This window comes from Coleofasciculus sp. (assembly GCF_046539235.1).
Taxonomy (GTDB): domain Bacteria; phylum Cyanobacteriota; class Cyanobacteriia; order Cyanobacteriales; family Coleofasciculaceae; genus Coleofasciculus.
This window is the reverse complement of the sequence record NZ_JBKHHI010000030.1, coordinates 1-18,640: the sequence shown is the minus strand read 5'-3', so window position 1 is coordinate 18,640 and position 18,640 is coordinate 1. Positions and strand designations below refer to the sequence as shown.

Here is an 18,640-nt window from a genome sequence, read left to right as displayed (position 1 = left end):
AACCATTACATCCGGACTGCAAGCAAGTTAGGATGGATAACAAAGATGTGCAACAGGAGCGTGCTGGCATAGCCTGTGTTAGAGTGAGCGTAATTCCTTTGCAGTCGTTTTCCTCCAGCTGGTGAAAGGATTATGGTAATTACAAAACGTAGCCTCGTGGTCGGGGCGACCGCAGTAGTCTTAACAACGGTTGCAGTTACAGGGGCTGGTCTGCATTTATCTCAAAGTCAGGCTTTCTTCCAGGAAAGCCCCAAAGAGCTAGTTGATGAAGTCTGGCAAATTATCGATCGCCAATATGTAGATGCTACCTTCAACCAGGTGGATTGGCGAACCATTCGCAATGAGTATTTAAATCGTGAGTATGCTGACAAGGAAGAAGCTTACGAAGCTATTCGGGAAATGCTCAAGGAGCTAGAAGATCCCTATACCCGATTCATGGACCCCGAAGAGTTCAAAAATATGCAAATTGATACCTCTGGGGAATTAACGGGTGTGGGAATTCAAATCGCCCAGGATGAGGACACGAAAAAGTTGGTGGTGATTTCGCCAATTGAGGATACACCAGCATTTAAAGCAGGTATTCTCGCCAAGGATCTAATCGTCAAGATTGACGGTCAGAGTACCGAAGGCATGGATGTTAATGATGCCGTGCAACTGATTCGCGGGAAACCGGGTACTGATGTGACCCTTACCATTCAACGTGACGAGGAGGAAATCGACTATACAATCACACGGGCGCGGATTGAAATTCATCCAGTACGCTCCAGTTATCGGAGTACACCCACGGGTGGGATTGGTTATATTCGCTTGAATCAGTTTAACGCGATCGCGGCACAGGAAATGCGAGAGGCGATTAAGGAGTTAGAGACGCAGGATGTTAATGGCTATATCTTAGATTTGCGATCTAATCCGGGCGGATTACTCTACTCTAGTATTGAGATTGCCCGTATGTGGCTCGATAAAGGCAAGATTGTGTCTACGGTGAATCGTCAGGGTAGCTCAAATGAAGAGGTCGCCAGGAATAGATCCTTGACAGATAAACCGTTAGTTGTCCTAATCGATGGCGGTTCAGCTAGTGCTAGTGAAATTCTGTCGGGTGCTTTGCAGGATAACGAACGAGCCACTTTAGTCGGAACTCAGACCTTTGGCAAAGGCTTGGTACAATCAGTACGCGGACTCGGAGATGGTTCGGGTTTGGCGGTAACTATTGCGAAGTATTTGACGCCCAGTGGTCGTGATATTAACAAGGAAGGGATTCCACCGGATATTGTCATAGAACTAACTGAGGAACAACGCAAGGAATTACAGAAGGATCGGACTAAAATTGGTACGCCAGACGATCCCCAATATGTAAAAGCCCTAGACGTTCTCAACCAGGTAATTGTCGAGCAACCCAATAATGGGGCATCGGTTCAGGCTCGATAGGTAGCAGGGGATGTAGACGATTCATGTTCCCGACTTGCCATAGCACATCTGGCGCACCATAACGTCATGTCAATCTGATCATCCTCTACCTATTGACGACTAACCTCTCAGTGTAATCAGTGCCATCAAAATCTCCACCCCCACCCCAATCTCTCTCTAATCGGTGAAATCAGTGTTTTAGGCAGGTTGGCATTTTCCTGCCCGAATCAGTCCAACTCGACGTGCGATCGCGTCTTGCTGAGATGAAAAAGGTCCCCAGCGTTCTGAGTTTTCCTCTGCTTGGAGTTGGGTACTCGGAACAATTTCGCATTGTCCGTTTTTTTGCTTGACAATATACCAGCTTTGTGTGTTAGTCATAGGGACTAAGAACAACAGAATGTGGAATAAAAAACCAATGACCAATGACTATCATGGACTTTGAGCCGAATCAAGCTGGAACATCACTGGCGCTCCCCCTGATCCACCACCCATAATCAAGACTTTAGCATTGTCGGAACCCGCCAGTTGTTCCATCGCTTCAATTTTTCGGAAGCCGATGTCTTATTTGACATCCTCCCCCGGCTGAAAGCGCGGGGGATTCCCTACCAGTCGAACAGTTTTAACTGTACGTACCTTTGACGGGGTCAGCGCGGAGCATGCTTATGGCGAAGACAGCGCAACTACAAACTTAGCTTCATTGTATTTCGTCTTTAACCTCAGCGTTTATCCGTTGCCATTCCCATTCCCGGTAGCCGCTAGTACATTATCAGCCAACTTACCCGGAACTTCCTGGAGATGGTCATACACCCAGTTAAAGAAGCCAATGCCTAATGTGAGCGATCGCAACTCTATGATAAAATCATGCATTTCGGACTGAGGCAAATACCCAGAAATCCGATCCCATCCGTTCCAACCCGAAACCGGTTCATAGTTGAGAATTTGTCCCCGACGCCCGGATATCAGTTGCAACACTTTCGAGGTAAACTCCGTTGGTGCAGACACCTGAATTGCCATAATCGGTTCCAACAGTACCGGATTACACTTGGGCATCCCTTCGGTCATTGCCACTCGTGCAGCTTGTTTAAACGCCTGTTCGGAACTATCGACGGAATGATAGGACCCATTAGTTAACGTAACCGCCACATCAACAACCGGGAATCCCAAAGGACCTTGAGACAAATACTCCCGCACCCCCGTCTCAACGCCCGGAATATACTGTTTCGGGACAACACCACCGACAATCGTTTCCGAGAAGCTAAAGCCTTCACCACGCTCCACGGGCTTAATATCTAGGTAAACATCCCCAAATTGCCCATGACCACCACTTTGGTGCTTATAGCGCCCGTGGGAGGATGTAGATTTACGAATCGTTTCTTTATAAGGAATCCGGGGAAGGTGAGTATTCATCGGCAAATTATATTTACGCCGCAATCGGTCTAACGCCACTTTTAGGTGTATTTCACCTTGTCCCCAGAGGATAATTTCATGGGTGTCCTCATGTTGCTCCCAAGCCAACGCCGGATCTTCTTCTAAAAGCTTGGTTAGCGCCCCACTGAGTTTAACTTCATCCTTGCGATTTTCGGCGATAATCGCTAAACCGTAGACCTGTTTCATGGCTGGGGCTTTGGGTAATTCTTTTGCTCCCTTCTCCTCTGTACTCAGGGTGTCACCGGTTTGAATCCCCTCTAATCGTCCGATCGCGACAATATCACCTGCCTTTGCTTCTGGGGTAGACTGCTGTTGCTGACCAAAGATATGGTATAATCCCCCAGCCCGAATTCCATTCAGAACCGCACCATCAGTGAGTTGACCCGTCCAAACTCGCGCCAAAGAAAGTTTGCCACCTTGGGGGGTGTAATAGGTTTTCAGCACCTGCGCCACTGTTGCGCCACCTTTACCCGTCAATCCCCGACGTTCAGCCGTGGCTTCTGGGGCGGGGGCTTCCCGTAATAGGGCATCAATCAGGTGGCGCACCCCATAATCTTGTTCAGCCACCCCGATAAATACAGGCACAATTAAATCTGCACCCAATTCCATTTTTAGGTCTTTGACAATTTCCTCTTGGGGCGGTTCAATTTCCTCTAGAAGTTCTTCAAGTAAGTGGTCATCAAAATCTGCCAAGGCTTCCAGCATTTCTTCCCGTGCGGCATGTTCGGCGTCTTTGAGGGACTCAGGCAGGGGTACGGGGTCAGCCGGAGCGCCTGTATGATAATGAAACGCTTGTTCGGTGACTAAATCAATAAACCCGATTAGCTGTTCTGCTTTGCCAATCGGGTACTGATGGGGAACAATGGGGCGGGAGGATACCCCTTTCAAGGCGTCTAAAATCTGGCGATAGGATTGACCGCAGGCTCCCCCGTCACAGGAGAGTTGATCGATTTTGTTGACAAAGACGAGGTGAGGGATTTTCCAGTCATCCAGAAACTTGAATAAGGGGGCGAGCATCAGCACGCGATCGCTGGTGGGTTCGCAGACGACAACAGCCGCATCGACACCCATGAGCGCATTATCGGTTTCTTGGGCAAACTCAATCGAACCCGGACAGTCAATCCAGTTGAAGCGAATGCCCTGGTATTCGCTACTGGCGACATTAATCTCCACTGTCATCGTGCGATCGCGAGCTTCGGCTATGGCATCCCCTACCGTGTTTCCATCTTTGATGTTCCCTTTCCGAGACGTCGCCCCGGTAACGAACAACAAACTTTCTAACAGGCTGGTTTTACCACTCAAATAGGGACCAACAATTGCCACATTACGGATGGCTGTTACAGCATTTTGGTTCATGATTTTCCCCCAGACTAATGTTAATCAAGTAATCGATTAAGGGAGTGAGGTCTTGTCTGCTCTCTAAATTAAGCGATTGGCTCACCTCTTAATCTGCCCATCTGTGGCATTTATCGCATTTGCATTTATGGATATGGAGCAGATGAGCAACTCTCTGTTTATCAAATTAGCGCGTTCTGTCCTCAATTTGATACTCTCAGCCCAGTTGGGTCAGGAAAATTACTGTTAAGTTAAGTAAGGTTGCTCTTCATTAATGAGTTCTAATTTTTATGTATATTCTCTGGTTTAACAGCTAATCTTGTGAAAAAATGGTATAATTCTAGCGCCATATCGACTTAATGTTTTTTTAACAATGATAGCTTGCTGGGTAGGGAAGCCGGGGAAAACGTTTAAGATCAGGTTCAGCTAAATGATGAAACACCCACGTACCAGTAAAAAACCTTCTGCCTTGTACTATCAATTAAGCTTACTGTTGCTAAGTATTAGCATCGGTGCAATTGCGGCTAATCATTCTCTGGCGTCGGATAGGGTGAGAAACGTTCCCATGAACCCAGACGCGCCAGGGCAGGTTTCTACATGCACCCCAGCACCCCTACACCCCTGCACCCCTGTACTGCTATTCCAGACAGAACCAACTGACTATCTTGCTCAATCGATTCCGCCTCTGAAGCCAACCCAACCCGCCGCACTCGAACAGCTAAACCAGGGATTGAGGTTAATTCAGCAAGGGAATGTCGCCCAAGCGATCGCGGCGTTTCGCCAAGCGGCACAACTCAACCCCCAGCTTGCCCCAGCACATTATAATTTAGGGCTAGCCTTGCGCCAAGCGGGACAGTTACAAGCTGCCGCCAATGCGTTTTACCAGGCGGCTCAGATCGATCCCAAGTTTGCTCTAGCTTACGCCAATTTAGGCGCGGCGTTGTTGGAAGGGAATAATTTGCCCCAAGCACGGGAGGCGTTGAGACAGGCGATCGACCTTGATCCGGAGTTGGGGGTTGCCCATTATAATTATGGGTTGGTGCTGTCTGAATTGGGGGAGTATGAAGTTGCGATCGCGGCGCTCCAGAACGCGATGCAGTTGAGCAGCAATGCACCAGAACCCGCTTATCATTTAGGACTGGTTTATCTGCGACAGGGGCAGCTAGAGCAGGCAAAAGCCGCATTTGAGCAAGCTATCAAAATTAGTCCCCAATACCCAGAAGCTTATTATAATCTAGGGTCAATTTTATTTGAACAGGGCAATTTAGACGGAGCGCTAGAAGCCTTTCGCCAATCGGCTGAAAGTAACTCGAATTATGCCAATGCTTATTATGGGGCAGGTTTAGTCTTTCTGCGCCAGAATCGATTACGGGATGCCCAGCAAGTTCTCGAATATGCCCGAAATTTGTACAGAAACCAGGGAAACGAGGAATGGGCAATCCGGGCTGAACAACTCTTGCAGCAAATTTCCGACTAGTACCAGACGGCAGATGGCAGATGGCTGCACTGGCTAAAAGACGTCGGAGATATAAAGTGGTTACAACAACTTAAATTACCAAATAATACTTTTTATTTCTCAATGTTAACCTAATTTGTCTATATAACTTATTGTTTATTTTTGTTGCTAATAGTTGATCTAAAGATAGATAATAGCTCATTGCTTAAATTGGAGATTCCTATGCTGGATGCCTTACCAGGATTCCTGGATTTCGATACCCTAAAAACATTCATCTTACTCGCCCTTGCCGGGATTTTCGCGATCGCGGGCGGTTTGTTTGCCTTTCGCTGGTTGGTTTCGCTATGGGAGCGGTTCAAGGATATCTATCCTAAGGTAATTCAACCGGAAAAAGAATTAATCGGGTTAGTCCTGAGTCTAACCTTGACCGATATTATTTTTCTCGCCTATGCCAAACGGGAGTTTATCAAGTTGATTGAACTCCCCATCAGTCTCGCCTTAGCGATTACGGTGAGTTTGTTAGGCTCTCGTTTATTCAAGCGGTTTTTTGATGCCTATCTGTTAAACGCCACCCTGCAAAGTGGACGGAAGGTGAATAGTGAACTCTTACTTCTTTCCAAACTGGTTGTCAATTTACTAATTATTGTCATCATTATCATTATCTTTGCTCAAACCCATCAAATCAATATTTTGGGCTTGTTGGCAAGTTTGGGAATTGGCGGACTGGCGGTGGCGTTTGCGGCACAGAAAACCCTTGAACAGTTACTCGGTGGTATTGTGATTTATATTGACCGTCCCTTTGTCGTCGATGATTATATCGGTCTACAGGATGGTACATTTGGCAGAGTTGAATCCATTGGACTACGGTCTACCAAAATCCGCACCTCTGGGAAAGGAACGTTAATGGTAATTCCCAATAGTTCCCTGACTCAGGTCAGTATTGAAAACTTCACGGGCGCTAAGAAGGTTATTTCAATTATCTCATTAATTTTCTATCGTCCGATACCCGACCAAGAAAAATCGCTGATCCGCCAAGTTATCTTAGAAAGTACGATTGATATTTTTGGGATTGACTCTCGCAGTACAGATGTCACGTTTAAAGATATTATCCAAGATGGAAATCCGGGAATGACTCAAGCCCAAATTAACTTTTTTATCCTGGGTTCTGGTGAGTTCTCGATGGAGTTACGGCGTCAAGTCCTGGATATTGCTAAACAAAATATCACCAATCAACTCAAGGAATATGGTATTGCTTTTGATATTGAAGAACAAACCATTAATGTGGATTCACCGATTACGATCTAAGTAGGGCATTCTGAATAAGTGTTGTGGTGGAGGGAAAAGGCTCCAAGGCAGGAGGCAACAGTAGTGCGAGCGTCTCGCTCGCTATTCCGTATGGAGATAGTCCCTATTCCGTATGGAGATAGTCCCTATTCCGTATGGAGATAGTTTAAATTTTCAAATGAAAGGCATTACAGTTTATTATATAAAATACAGATGCGACATGTCTTGTCCGTCGAGCCAGTCTGACTTCTCAAGTAGCCCTACTCCCTGATGAACTTAACCGATATACCTAAGACGATTAGTGATGTTTCTCTGTTTGTGTACTCTTTAAATCTGCCTAACTATGTAATTTTCCTGATATTTGCTCTCCTCTCTATTTTAGCGGGTCGATACACTCCGATTCTGGTGAGCTGGATTATCCACCGATTTTCACTTCAGCTAGGAACGGAAATTTATGATAATTTAATTGATCCACTCCAACAAACTTTTAAATTTGCTGGAACCTTAATATTACTGTCATTCTCACTGGCTTGGCTGGAGGTGTATCAGGGACTGCATGACTTCCTTCGTCCCTTTATGGATTTAGCTGTGACTGTGAGTGTGGCTTGGCTAGCTTCTCGCTTATTCCGCCAGTTTGTGCGAGTGTATGGGATCGGGTTAGTGCGGAAACTCGGTCGAGAAGTTGATGAATTGCTCCTAGTTTTTGAGACTCTAGCAAATGTCATCATCGGATTTATTGCCGTGGTTGCATTTGCTCAAAGCCAACAGGTCAATTTAGTCGGCTTACTCGCCAGTTTTGGGATTGGCGGTATTGCGATCGCGTTTGCAGCCCAAAAGACATTGGAACAACTTTTGGGGACAATTGTCCTTTATTTAGACCGCCCATTTATTCCCGGAGAATATGTTCGCTTACCGGATGGAGTGTTTGGTCGGGTTGAATCAATTGGCTTGCGGTCTACAAAAATTCGCACAGCGGCTAAAAGCACACTTTTGATTGTTCCGAATTCAACAATGGCAAATTGGGAAATCGAGAATGTCACCCGAGGGAAGAAAGTGATGGTATTACTCTATTTGGATTTTTCTCAACTTCTGGAAGAACGAGAAAAAGCTTTAGTTCAACAAATTATTGCTGAAAGTACAAACGCCTTATTCGGTATCGATCCGGGAAGTACAAATATTACCTTAATTCCCTCCCTAGAGGACAAAACCACCCGGGCTAGGGTAACGTTTTTTATTCTCGGCTCAAGTGACAATTCTATTCAATTGCGGAAGCGTCTCTTGGAACTCGCCAATGAAAAAATTTCCAAGCAGTTACTCGCTTATGGAATTAATTTTAAGATGAATGAACCGACGATTTATGTGGATTCACCGATTACGATCTGATCTAAATGATGAAAATGGAACTCGATCGCGATCACACGGGTCAGTTAGGATGAGTGTATACCCTGTACCGTCCTTGCTGTAACTGTAGATTCTCTAGCCTGTATGTCGTCGAGAAATTCCCTGCAAACTCGCCCCCAACGTTCATCATTAGAGGTAAAACCTGCACCCATTCGCCCTTACCCTGATCGCAATCACAAAGTCAAACCCAGTTTCCGACGGCGCTTACAATACTATTACTGGCGCCTACTTCGTCTCTCTGGACCCCCAGAGGCGATCGCACGCGGATTAGCCTGTGGAGTGTTTGCGGGGCTGTTTCCCCTATTTGGGCTACAAACGATTTTAGGGATATGTTTAGCGCTGATCTTTCGCGGAAATAAAATTATCGCGGCGGCTGGTACTTGGGTGAGTAATCCCTTGACTTATGTGCCAATTTATGCATTTAATTTCCACCTAGGAAAATGGCTACTCCAGAAAAATAGCTTAACCGATATTAGCCTCGGATCTTGGCAGGAGTTCAAGGCGTTAGGATCTGAGATTATCTGGACGCTATTTGTTGGCTGCTTTACGGTGGGGATGGTTGGTGGAATTTGTAGTTATTTCCTAGGATTAACACTGATTCGGCGGGTTCGCGCCTCTTATCGATCGCGTCGTCGGCATCAGCGTTAAAGTGAGTAGGGTGGGTTTCGGCTTCGCTCAACCCACCAACCTTAAGTCACTAAGACGCTTTAGGGACTAAAAATCCTAGTAAATGTTGCAGAAACGAATAACTAACGACTTCCCGATAGGAATCTTGGTGCAACCTTGGTGATTGAGACTCGATGGCTGGGGTATAGTCATCCTCTACCGCTAGAGACATCTCTTGAGCCAAACCGATCGCAATTAAGCGAAAAGCAATCTGCTGTACCATTTTCAGGGGAAGTTGCAGGTATTGGGCGATGGATTTGAGAGACACCATGCAATCCGTATATGTCCAAACTTGCCACTCTAGGTCATTTAACGGAAACTCAGACTGATCTGTCCCTAAACTAGCTAAACCCATATCCGGATTAGGTAAGTGATCCGCCAAAGCATCCCAACTTGGCAAATTCCTCAGTCCCATCAATGTGGCGAGTGTCGCCGATATACTCAAACCTGTCATTTCTATTGTCGGTAGCGGTACATTATGATCAAACCTAAAATGACCTGCTTTAAGTTGAAATGCATCACACAAAGGCTGGAGAACTTGAACTTGGAATAGCCACTTAAGTTGTTGGTTGGTTAAAATACCCTGTTTTTTCAGATAAGAACCCAAAGGTTGATGCTTGGGACATAATCGGGTCAGTTTAGCAAAGAGACTGGATGGACAAGTATCCTTGAGCCAGCGTCGTTGGGCAATTAAGGAGACTAACCCTTGATGATCTAACAAATTTGCCATTCCGACAAGCTGTCCCCGATATACCCAGAGATAATAGGCTTGATTTGAGGAGGTTTGATCCGTACCCTCAGGATGCAGAGTTAGCAAACCGCTTTGATGTCCGGTTTCCAGTAAGCAAAAAACTTGCGGTAGAGAAAAATCAGCAAGAGAACCTGTGATGCACATGATAATTGAAAGGGTTTTTAAGGGTTGACTTTAAATTCTTTACAGTAGGGAGGTAAGCGAAAGCCCTGATCTATATTTTTAAGTGGTTATTCGGGACAAGTTTTACAGAACGCCAGCCACTCCTCCCCGAAGACGTTTGACTTAGAAACAGAGATAATGGGATTGAATCTGCTCTAATAACTCTTGAAAACTAAACGGTTTAAAAAAATAACCATTAGCTTTGGCTTCATTGGTCGAGATTATTGGCAAATCTCGTTCTAAACCTGTCATTAAGTATATAGGTAGATGATAGCCATGGTAACGCAATTTTTTACAAAGGCTGATCCCATCAAGTTGGGGAAGCTCGATATCAGAAAGTACCAAGTCGTAGTCGGTGATTACTGCCCTTTCCCAAGCCGCTGCACCATTTGTGACTACATCGACGATATAGCCTTCAAAGGTGAGACATTCAAATAAAACTTCGGCAAAGTCTAAGTTATCTTCAACGACAAGGATTTTCATGATATCTAAATCCGTTTTGCAAACAAGGGTGATGATTCCGCCAATTCTACCAGACAAATTTATTTGGATCAGACAAGCTTATATCTGTCATATTTACAGGAATAAGTCCTAAGCTTCCGGTTAAATCCATTGAATTTTTAGACGCCCGTTCATCACTGCGATCGCTCCAGCTACGACGCCTTAACAATCACTCAAATCAAAAGCGATTTTTGGTTAATAGCTTTAGCCAAGAATGCGGATCAATACCAGCGACCTCTCTTCTAGCCTATCCTCATCAAATTGAGGAATAAATTTTATCGCGTTTCACAACCTACCATCTATACTTTTTATGATGCCAAATTTAATCTCTATCAGCAATATATAAATTTGACATAAAATTTGTGCGGCTGAACGGCGAAGCTTTATCTAATCTTTAATCACTGTCCCCAAACTTTACAGACTCTTTAAATAAGAGGGTTGACAAACTCAATAGGATGTTGCAAAGTTACCAAATTACTCAAATTTTCAGGTTTGTCAATATATAAAGTTGATATCTTGGTCAGAGACAGGTCACTATTTATTCGCGTCTAGTGGGGCTTGTAGCATAACACAATATAATTGTCAATATAGTAAACTGATAAGTTGAGGGAGTCATTCTCGTCTGTTTTTGTGAACTTATATGAATTGACAAAGAGGGACATGCCCTGAACTGTAATGGCGCTACAGGCTGAGAAGGTATAGATTACGATGATTACACAAGGGCATCGTCCAATTGACCAGGTATTGGAATGTATTGATACGTTCCTGGTTGCTAAGACTGGTTATTCGCTGAGTTATATTCAAAAAGTGATTTTGTGGGCATCATGGCAGGATGAACCTCAAACCTATGACCAGATTGCTCAAGAGAATGGTTATTCTGCCAATTATATTAAGCAAGGTGTCGCGCCGAAGTTATGGCGTTTACTCTCAAAAGCCTGCGGGGAAAAAGTTAATAAGACCAATTTTCGCTCGGTACTCGAACGAAGACTGTTCAGTGACAAGGGTTTGGCAACGGCTAACTTCCTAAAACCTAGGCAGTTTGTTCCCTTAGAAGTACCAGAGGGACAAGTTCCGTTGAACTCTATCTATTATATTGAGCGATCGCCAACAGAATCAGACTGTTATCTGCAAATCCGCCAACCCGCCACCATCCTGCGTTTGCAGGGTTCTCAGCAGATGGGAAAAACCTCGTTAATGGCAAGAATTCTGGCTGATGCGAGAAAGCAGAACTATCGGACGGTACGATTGAGTTTGAATCAGGCGGAGGGTGCTGTGTATAGTGCGATCGCCACATTTCTGCGCTGGTTTTGTGTCAATGTGACACGACAGCTTGGGCTAGAACCAAAGCTGGATGAGTATTGGGATGAAGCAATGGGTAGTTTAGTTAGCTGCACGCTTTATTTCCAGGAGTATTTGCTTGCAGAAAGCGATCGCCCGTTGGTATTAGCCATTGATCAGGTGAATCAAGTTTGGCAGTATCCTGCGATCGCGGGAGACTTTCTAGCATTATTACACTCCTGGCAAGAGGATACCAAAGATATCCCAGTCTTTTCCCACCTGCGCTTGGTGCTGGTTCATTCGACAGAGGGTTATCTTTCGTTTCATCCGCATCAATCGCTGTTGACGCTGGGGTTAGGGATTCAGTTACCCCCGTTTACTCCTGAACAAATTTACGAGTTGGCAAAGCGTCATCGACTCTATTTATCATCCCAGGAACTGGATCAGCTTATGCGGCTAGTAGGAGGGTTTCCCTATTTGGTGCGTTTAATGTTCTATGAAATGGCAAAGCATCAGGTAAGTTTAAAATCGGTCGGAGAAACTGTAGCGACGGATACAGGAATTTATGGGAATCACTTGCATCGCCTTTTATGGCGGCTGCGCCAGTATCCAGATTTAGCGGTGGCTTATCAACAGGTGCTTAAGGCAAATGACGCTGTAGAACTTGATCCGATCCAAATGGTGAAGCTGCACAGTTTCGGGTTAGTGGGTTGGGTTGGCGATCGCGTGGTGGTAAGCTGTCAGTTGTATGAGGAGTATTTCCGCGATCGTGTCTGTAGATATCACTTCATCGAAACTTTATAGAAAGTTATTGATAGCTTTACATTCAGGTATTGCCAACAGCAGGAGTATTCAGTTAGCTTATTTGTAAGGAGAGGAAAATATAGTAATCCCTAAAATAATTGACTCTTCTTAAATTCTACAATTGCTTATTTGTTCGCCAAACCGAAGGAGTTCCAATGAATAAAACAATCCTTGCTTCCCTAGCCATGCTTCCTGTCGTTACAGCTAGTGTTTTTAGCACAGCTAGTGAAGCAAAAGCAGCTGCTTTGGTCGGAGAGTTCAGTATTTCTCCGGGAATAAATGTAACGGATACTGCACCTTTCGTACAAGTCACCAATGCTACTCTGTTTTCCGATCAGGTAAAATTCACACCTGATCCAGGAGCGCTTCTTTTAACGAATCAATCTGGAACCTTCTCTACTTTCGACGCCGGAACAATCAAGTCAATTCCTTCTCCGCTTATCCCTAGCAATGGAGCAACCAAAGATAACCCATTGGTCAAAAACTTTTTAGATTTGGGCAATTTACCCTTTGGCGATGCCAGTATAACCGATGAAGAAGATACATTTTCTCTGTTGAGCATCGGCGACTTTACTATTGAGGAAATGTTTGACCATGACAATCAATTTACGGGTACATCTATATCCTTGGGACTTTCCGGATTCTTCACCAGTGCAGATGACCAAATGTCCAATGGTGCAGGCACTATAACCTTCCAAAGTACCCTGAGAGAGTCAGCTGTTCAAGCCGCGCTTGCCTCCCCTGAAGGTTTAGATGCTAGCTTCTCTGGTGTGTTCATGAGTGCTTCTGTACCTGAACCCACAACCTTGGCTGGTTTAGGCTTAGTCGCGGGTTCTCTGATGCTGTCTCGCTCTCGCCAAAAGAAACAGGCGTAATATATGCTAAACCAGAGGGGTGCGATATACCGTGTTCCTCTGGTATCGGGCAAAAGATAGTGCTTTTCAACCTGCGCTTATTGATCTTTAATTGATCTTGACAAAGTTATGTTATTTTAAGTAAAGTGCCTATACACAAACCGTGCCGTCACTGGTGTAATATAAAAAATCTATAACCTCCAGGGAGCATCAATTCCAAGAAATCCACCGATCGCAGGATGTCTTGCCCACCTGGACGGAACTTCATGAAAACTTTACAGAAAGTTCATCGGAACTTTATGGATACTTCTGGACATGTCGAGTAGTATGAAGTTAGCTTAAGGAAAGAAAAATAATCTCAGGTCAAAGCTTCACCGGCTCAAGACCCCTTAAGTTACCCGAAATCAATCTGTCATTAGGAGTATATTTCATGAAAAAAGCAATTTTAGGCTCACTCGCTGTACTGCCCCTAGCGGCTGCTGGTGTATTTGCTAACGCTGGCGCAGCCAATGCTTTGAGCGGTGACTTTCAGCTCACTTCATTCGACACTCTAGCGAATATCACAGAGGATTCGATCGACTTCTTCGACGAACCCAATGAGGTATTTTTATCCTTTAAAACAGGTGATTTTACAGCTTTCAATGGTGCAACCATCAACGACGTCACCAGCATTAGTGGTGATATGGTAAATAATCCATTCTTGGACTTGGGTACGTTTGGTGACCTGGCATCACTAACGGACGGAGACAATGTTTTCAACGTGACGAGTGTCGAGGAATTCTCATTTGCCAATGCTGGCGGTGGCTCAACCCTATCAATAGGATTTTTTGGTGAGTTTGTTGGTGGTTCTGAAACAACCAACGGTTCAGGTAACCTAACTTTCCAAGTTCCTGATCTGACAGCCGCGCAGGCTGAAGCTGCCCTCTCGGATGGCGGGACACTGGAGAATGTTGCCTTCTCTGGCGCTTTCATTAGCGTTGAATCTGTTCCTGAACCTGCCACAATCCTGGGTCTAGGAGTAGTCGCTGGTTCCTTGGCTCTATCCCGCGCTGGCAAAAAGAACAAGGCTTAACACGAAAAGCTAGAGCTTGTGGCTCAAATGCAAAAACATTGGGGAAAAGAAAGACCCCCAATTTTTTGTATATCCAGCTACCGTCAAACCTTGCGACCAATGATGCGATCGCCCCTTTGGAGAAGATGAAGGCGCGATCGCTTTATCGTTGGTGGCTCTCAAGGTGGAGAATCGTCAAATTGAACTTAAGAGTGATGACAGTCACACTGGCTGTAATACAATTAAGGTAGGATATTTACATTGCTCAATATATATCATCTGCGACCTGCTGCATTGGGGTTGTAGCAACAGCAACTCCATTACAAACGAAATCGTATAGTCTCTTGACATACCCTAAGAGATAGTCACGGTATCAGACTCAGCAAGTGTTGGTTAGAAGTTGACTTCTATTATCTTACTGCCCAGACTTAGGCTAAGCTTCATGAAAACTTTGTAAAAAGTTCATCAAATCCTTACAGGTAACTATAGACAGATTAAGTAACAAGACGTTAATTTGAGGAAAGGAAAATCAAAATATATCCCTGCCTCCCTTAGCAATCCCTCAGTTCCCTAAATTTTGCAGTAACAACAGGAGTACCCCATCCCATGAAAAAAGCAATTCTTGGCTCTTTGGCTACAATTCCCCTAGTCGCGGCTGGTGTGTTGACTAATGCTGGTGAAGCTAACGCCATCGCGTTGACAGGTAAGTTTCAGTTAGCTTCTGGTGCGTTTGGCAGTGACCAAAGTATCGTTAAATTCAGCAAGAACTCTCTCACATTCAGTCCCCAACCCGTCACTCCAGTTTCGATTACGAGTAGTGATCCCAGTTTTGAAGTATTCAATTCGGCAAACATAGGTAGTATTCTCTCGTTTACTCCCCTGTCAGCAGAGACTCCTTTTCTTGACTTGGGTACAACTCCAATTCCTGGTGTTGTTGGTTTTTTCCCCAATGATGTAGACCCCATCACAGATGGCGAAAGTATTTTCACTCTGCAAACGGCTACCTACGATATAAAAAATAGTGGTGCTAACGTAGCCGTAGACGTGGCAATTTCTGGATTTTTTACCAGTGCCTCTAACGATATCTCTAAAGGTAAGGGCAACGTCACCTTCCAAATCAACAATACTACTGTTGATCAAGTTCAGGCAAAACTCGATGCAGGTAACACAATAGATGAGGATCTAAAATTCTCTGGTGCTGTGTTTACGGCAACCGAGGTTCCTGAACCGGGAACAATTGGCGGCTTGATCGCTATTGGTTCCTTGGGTGTCGGTTCAATCTTGAAGCAGTTCAAACAAAAGAAGTAATCCATTAACTTAGTGTGTTCCCACAAAAGGTTCCTCAGCATGTGCTTCACTGACTGAGGTTTTGCCATATTTATCCCCATCTGAATCTTTGATTTGGATGGGGTTCTGAACTGTTGCTGCTTAAATTGTAGAAAATTGTAGATATATAGTAAAATCTTCTTTGAGACGGGGAATCAGTATACCCTACCAACTCTCTACCACTTAGTTAAAGACAGTGAGTCTTATCGAGATTTGCCAACCAAAGTCTCGAAACAAATCATTAAAAAACTGGTGGAGAGTTGGAAATCTTATGTGGAGGCGAAGAAAGACTGGTTAAAGCACCCAGACAAATACAAGGGTGAACCTATAAGTTTCTATAAGTTTAGTCTACAGGGTTATTCGTTGATTTTTAGTTATAGCAGTAGAAACATCGATGAGGACAAACGACTGTGGTAGAGACGTTGCATGCAACGTCTCTACAAAAGGTTGCTAAATTCTGTAGTTCCACGGAGCAAGATGCTGCCACTACCCACCGATAAGCTACTGTAGAATTCAGGGGAAATGAGTTATACTCGAACTCCTTATCGCATCCAATACAGGGTGGCAACCCTCAAGAGGTTCGCCGCAAGTTTCTGCCTGCAGCACATATACTACTGTTCTTAGCCCGAAAAACAGTCTACTCTAGATAGAGAGGGGAAATCCCCTGCCAAAGCTTCAACTTCTGGTAGAAAACGTTTTGACATCAGGTGCACAGGGTCAATGTCTCAGCTCTTGTCGAGCTACATCCCAAAATGGACGCTTCTGTATTAATCGTGGGAAATTCACAATTCCTTAAGACGTTCCTTGACCAGATTCGCACGATCACGTCTGGCAAGGTGGAGGCGTCTGCCAATCCAGAAGAGGCTCTGAGTAAGGTTCAAGCCAAACAATACGCAATTTTAATCGTGCAGGCAACCCAAAATGGGAGTTTGGAACTCTGTAAGCAGGTTAAAGAACAGCTGCAGTTAAGCTGGACGTATTGCATTTTAATTAATGACCCGTCTTATTCCTTGAGTGAAGGCAAAGCCGCTGATCCGCGTCGGGAACAAATTATTTGTGCTGAAGCCCTAGAAGGCGGTGCCGATGCTTACCTACCCTTGACTTGCACCCCAACAGGAGATCCAGGAAGTACGTTAGCAGAATATCGGCTCCTGAAAGCCCATATCCTCGCCGGATGGCGCAGTGTGCAGTTCTACCAAAAACTGCTGCAAACCAATGATGTTCTCTCCACCCTGGCTCTGGCTGATCCTTTAACCGAACTTAATAATCGTCGGGCAATGGAATGGGAGTTACCCCGGCAAATTCAAAATGCCCGCACCTACATCACGGATCTGAGTTTGATTATGATGGATGTAGATCATTTCAAATCTGTGAATGATACGTATGGACATCAGGTTGGCGATCGCGTTTTGCAGTTGCTCTCAACCCGACTCCAGCATAATCTGCGCCTACAGGATACGTTGTTTCGGTATGGCGGTGAAGAGTTTTTAGTGGTTCTTAATCAAACCAACGGGGAGGAAGCTAAAATTGTTGCCAAACGCCTGCGATATCAGATCAACGAGCAACCGTTTAATGTAGATGGTACGATCGCGATCGAGATTACGATTAGCGTTGGCATTGCTTCTCTCAAGGCTTCAGATGACCACAAAGGCGAAAGCCTCGTCAAACGGGCTGACCATAATCTTTTGCGTGCTAAAGCCAAAGGAACTAACCAGATGATTTATAGTGATGACACGCTTTATTAATCATGTAGAGACGTAGCATGCTACGTCTCTACATTGTGATAATGATCTTGAATCAGGTGATAGCAGTCGCCTACGGATGTCCGTTCTGCCATAGCTTTGACTAGGGCTTCGTAAGCCTGCCAATTGTCCTGTAACATCGTTTGGGCTTGGATCATTGCCCAGCGCTGTTTAGTGGTCAATTCGCCAGCAGGACGTTCAAATAATCTCAACGCCTCTTTTAATTTTTGGCAATCGTCGATTCCGCCCTCTGCTTCACCGTAAACCAGGGTTTCCGCCGCAATTCCCGCCATCCATACGGTACAGAATCGGTCCAGAGTTAATCGCATTTCGCCAATGGCAAGTGGATTCGGTGAAAGTTGCTGAGTATCAAATTGCACGCCACCTAAATCCGAACCCGGTTGTCCCTGCTTAAGGGCTTCCCAAGCTGTCAGTGTATAACCCGCGATCGGAATCCCCAAAAGGTAAGCCACCAGAAAATGACCCGCTTCATGGTGGACAATGCGATCGCGATACTCACTGCGTCTCTGGGCTAACCAATCTAATAGTACCGTTGTACCTTTACCTTGAAAGCTGAGAGTATCTACCGTAACTAATCCTAAAATTCCAAATGTTGCCAAGGCGGGAATCGCTGGCGGAATATTAAAAATTGGAGTCAGGAGAGCGGAAAGGGTCATGCCAAAGATACCAATGGCAATTACATTGAGAGTGGTTTGCTGCATAAGTTGATTTGACACTCCCCCGGCTAAAAGAGCGCGGGGGATTCTTACGTCGTAGGGATTCCAGTGAATTTACCCTCGGAAAGCATCTTGACCGTGTGTCCCACGGCTGCAAGTCCTCTAATGCGGACTATTTGAGCGGCTGCTACATCCCTATCGGTTGTGTAGCCGCATTGGTGACATGAATGGACTCGCTCGGATAGGAGCTTTTTGCCTGTTTCTGTTAGGCATTCCGGGCAAAAGTAGTTAGTCTTTTTAGCATCTACTTTTTGGAAGTAGACCCCCCGCTTAAAGCAGCATTGCTCTAGTATTTGGAGAAACTGACCCCACCCAGCATCTAGGCAGTGTTTGCCTAGCATTCCCTTGGCTAATGCTTTGACCCTTCGGCTCCGCTCAGGGTCAACACTGAGCGAAGTCGAAGTGTTGAGGTTGAGCGATTCAGCGAATATCATGCCCGCCCAATCACAAAGATTATGAG

Annotated in this window: 16 protein-coding genes; 10 read left to right on the top strand and 6 right to left on the bottom strand. The window is 45.1% G+C overall.

The features are described from left to right. Positions 1-132: 132 nt before the first annotated feature. Entirely contained in the window at positions 133-1,425 is a 1,293-nt protein-coding gene (gene ctpC, locus ACLFWI_RS04895) for a carboxyl-terminal processing protease CtpC (RefSeq protein WP_446411990.1), read from the top strand. A 177-nt stretch (positions 1,426-1,602) separates the two neighbouring features. Here the strand turns inward: ctpC and ACLFWI_RS04890 are convergent, their stop codons facing one another. Continuing rightward, positions 1,603-1,782, bottom strand: a complete 180-nt coding sequence (locus ACLFWI_RS04890; protein WP_446411989.1) for a hypothetical protein — start codon at positions 1,780-1,782, stop codon at positions 1,603-1,605. Positions 1,783-2,127: 345 nt separating this feature from the next. Continuing rightward, entirely contained in the window at positions 2,128-4,188 is a 2,061-nt protein-coding gene (locus ACLFWI_RS04885; protein ID WP_446411988.1) for an elongation factor G, read from the bottom strand. Positions 4,189-4,597: 409 nt separating this feature from the next. Here ACLFWI_RS04885 and ACLFWI_RS04880 point away from each other — a divergent pair, with 409 nt between their 5' ends. The 4 genes from ACLFWI_RS04880 to ACLFWI_RS04865 all read left to right on the top strand — a co-directional run bounded on the left by ACLFWI_RS04880 (position 4,598) and on the right by ACLFWI_RS04865 (position 8,956). Then, entirely contained in the window at positions 4,598-5,644 is a 1,047-nt protein-coding gene (locus ACLFWI_RS04880; RefSeq protein WP_446411987.1) for a tetratricopeptide repeat protein, read from the top strand. Positions 5,645-5,845: 201 nt separating this feature from the next. Then, the gene (locus tag ACLFWI_RS04875; protein WP_446411986.1) at positions 5,846-6,928 is read left to right on the top strand and encodes a mechanosensitive ion channel family protein; all 1,083 of its coding nucleotides are present in this window, start codon (positions 5,846-5,848) and stop codon (positions 6,926-6,928) included. A gap of 249 nt (positions 6,929-7,177) precedes the next feature. Continuing rightward, positions 7,178-8,290 (top strand): mechanosensitive ion channel family protein, encoded by a 1,113-nt coding sequence (locus tag ACLFWI_RS04870; RefSeq protein ID WP_446411985.1) that lies wholly within the window; start codon positions 7,178-7,180, stop codon positions 8,288-8,290. A 102-nt stretch (positions 8,291-8,392) separates the two neighbouring features. After that, positions 8,393-8,956: a DUF2062 domain-containing protein gene (locus ACLFWI_RS04865; RefSeq protein WP_446411984.1), complete on the top strand. Its 564-nt coding sequence runs from the start codon at positions 8,393-8,395 to the stop codon at positions 8,954-8,956. A gap of 49 nt (positions 8,957-9,005) precedes the next feature. Here the strand turns inward: ACLFWI_RS04865 and ACLFWI_RS04860 are convergent, their stop codons facing one another. Both ACLFWI_RS04860 and ACLFWI_RS04855 read right to left on the bottom strand, forming a co-directional pair. Then, on the bottom strand, positions 9,006-9,869 hold the full coding sequence (locus tag ACLFWI_RS04860; RefSeq protein WP_446411983.1) for a DUF4388 domain-containing protein: 864 nt from the start codon (positions 9,867-9,869) through the stop codon (positions 9,006-9,008). Between the two features lie 141 nt (positions 9,870-10,010). Continuing rightward, complete coding sequence (locus ACLFWI_RS04855; protein ID WP_446411982.1) at positions 10,011-10,370, bottom strand: response regulator transcription factor; 360 nt, start codon at positions 10,368-10,370, stop codon at positions 10,011-10,013. A gap of 726 nt (positions 10,371-11,096) precedes the next feature. On the opposite strand from ACLFWI_RS04855, the gene ACLFWI_RS04850 reads away from it, so the two are divergent. The 5 genes from ACLFWI_RS04850 (at position 11,097) to ACLFWI_RS04830 (ending at position 17,446) form a co-directional block, all read left to right on the top strand. After that, positions 11,097-12,470, top strand: coding sequence for an AAA-like domain-containing protein (locus ACLFWI_RS04850; protein WP_446411981.1), 1,374 nt, complete (start codon positions 11,097-11,099; stop codon positions 12,468-12,470). A gap of 155 nt (positions 12,471-12,625) precedes the next feature. Beyond that, positions 12,626-13,345, top strand: coding sequence for a PEP-CTERM sorting domain-containing protein (locus ACLFWI_RS04845; protein WP_446411980.1), 720 nt, complete (start codon positions 12,626-12,628; stop codon positions 13,343-13,345). Between the two features lie 409 nt (positions 13,346-13,754). Next, positions 13,755-14,396 (top strand): PEP-CTERM sorting domain-containing protein, encoded by a 642-nt coding sequence (locus ACLFWI_RS04840; RefSeq protein ID WP_446410997.1) that lies wholly within the window; start codon positions 13,755-13,757, stop codon positions 14,394-14,396. Between the two features lie 585 nt (positions 14,397-14,981). Further along, entirely contained in the window at positions 14,982-15,683 is a 702-nt protein-coding gene (locus tag ACLFWI_RS04835; protein ID WP_446411979.1) for a PEP-CTERM sorting domain-containing protein, read from the top strand. A 770-nt stretch (positions 15,684-16,453) separates the two neighbouring features. Beyond that, complete coding sequence (locus tag ACLFWI_RS04830) at positions 16,454-17,446, top strand: GGDEF domain-containing protein (protein ID WP_446411978.1); 993 nt, start codon at positions 16,454-16,456, stop codon at positions 17,444-17,446. 20 nt (positions 17,447-17,466) lie between these two features. Here ACLFWI_RS04830 and ACLFWI_RS04825 read toward each other — a convergent pair whose 3' ends face one another. Both ACLFWI_RS04825 and ACLFWI_RS04820 read right to left on the bottom strand, forming a co-directional pair. Then, a complete protein-coding gene (locus ACLFWI_RS04825) occupies positions 17,467-18,165 on the bottom strand; it encodes an ATP-dependent Zn protease (RefSeq protein ID WP_446411998.1) in 699 nt (232 codons plus the stop codon). 44 nt (positions 18,166-18,209) lie between these two features. Then, on the bottom strand, positions 18,210-18,640 hold a 431-nt coding region (locus tag ACLFWI_RS04820), incomplete at its 5' end, for a zinc ribbon domain-containing protein (protein WP_446411977.1).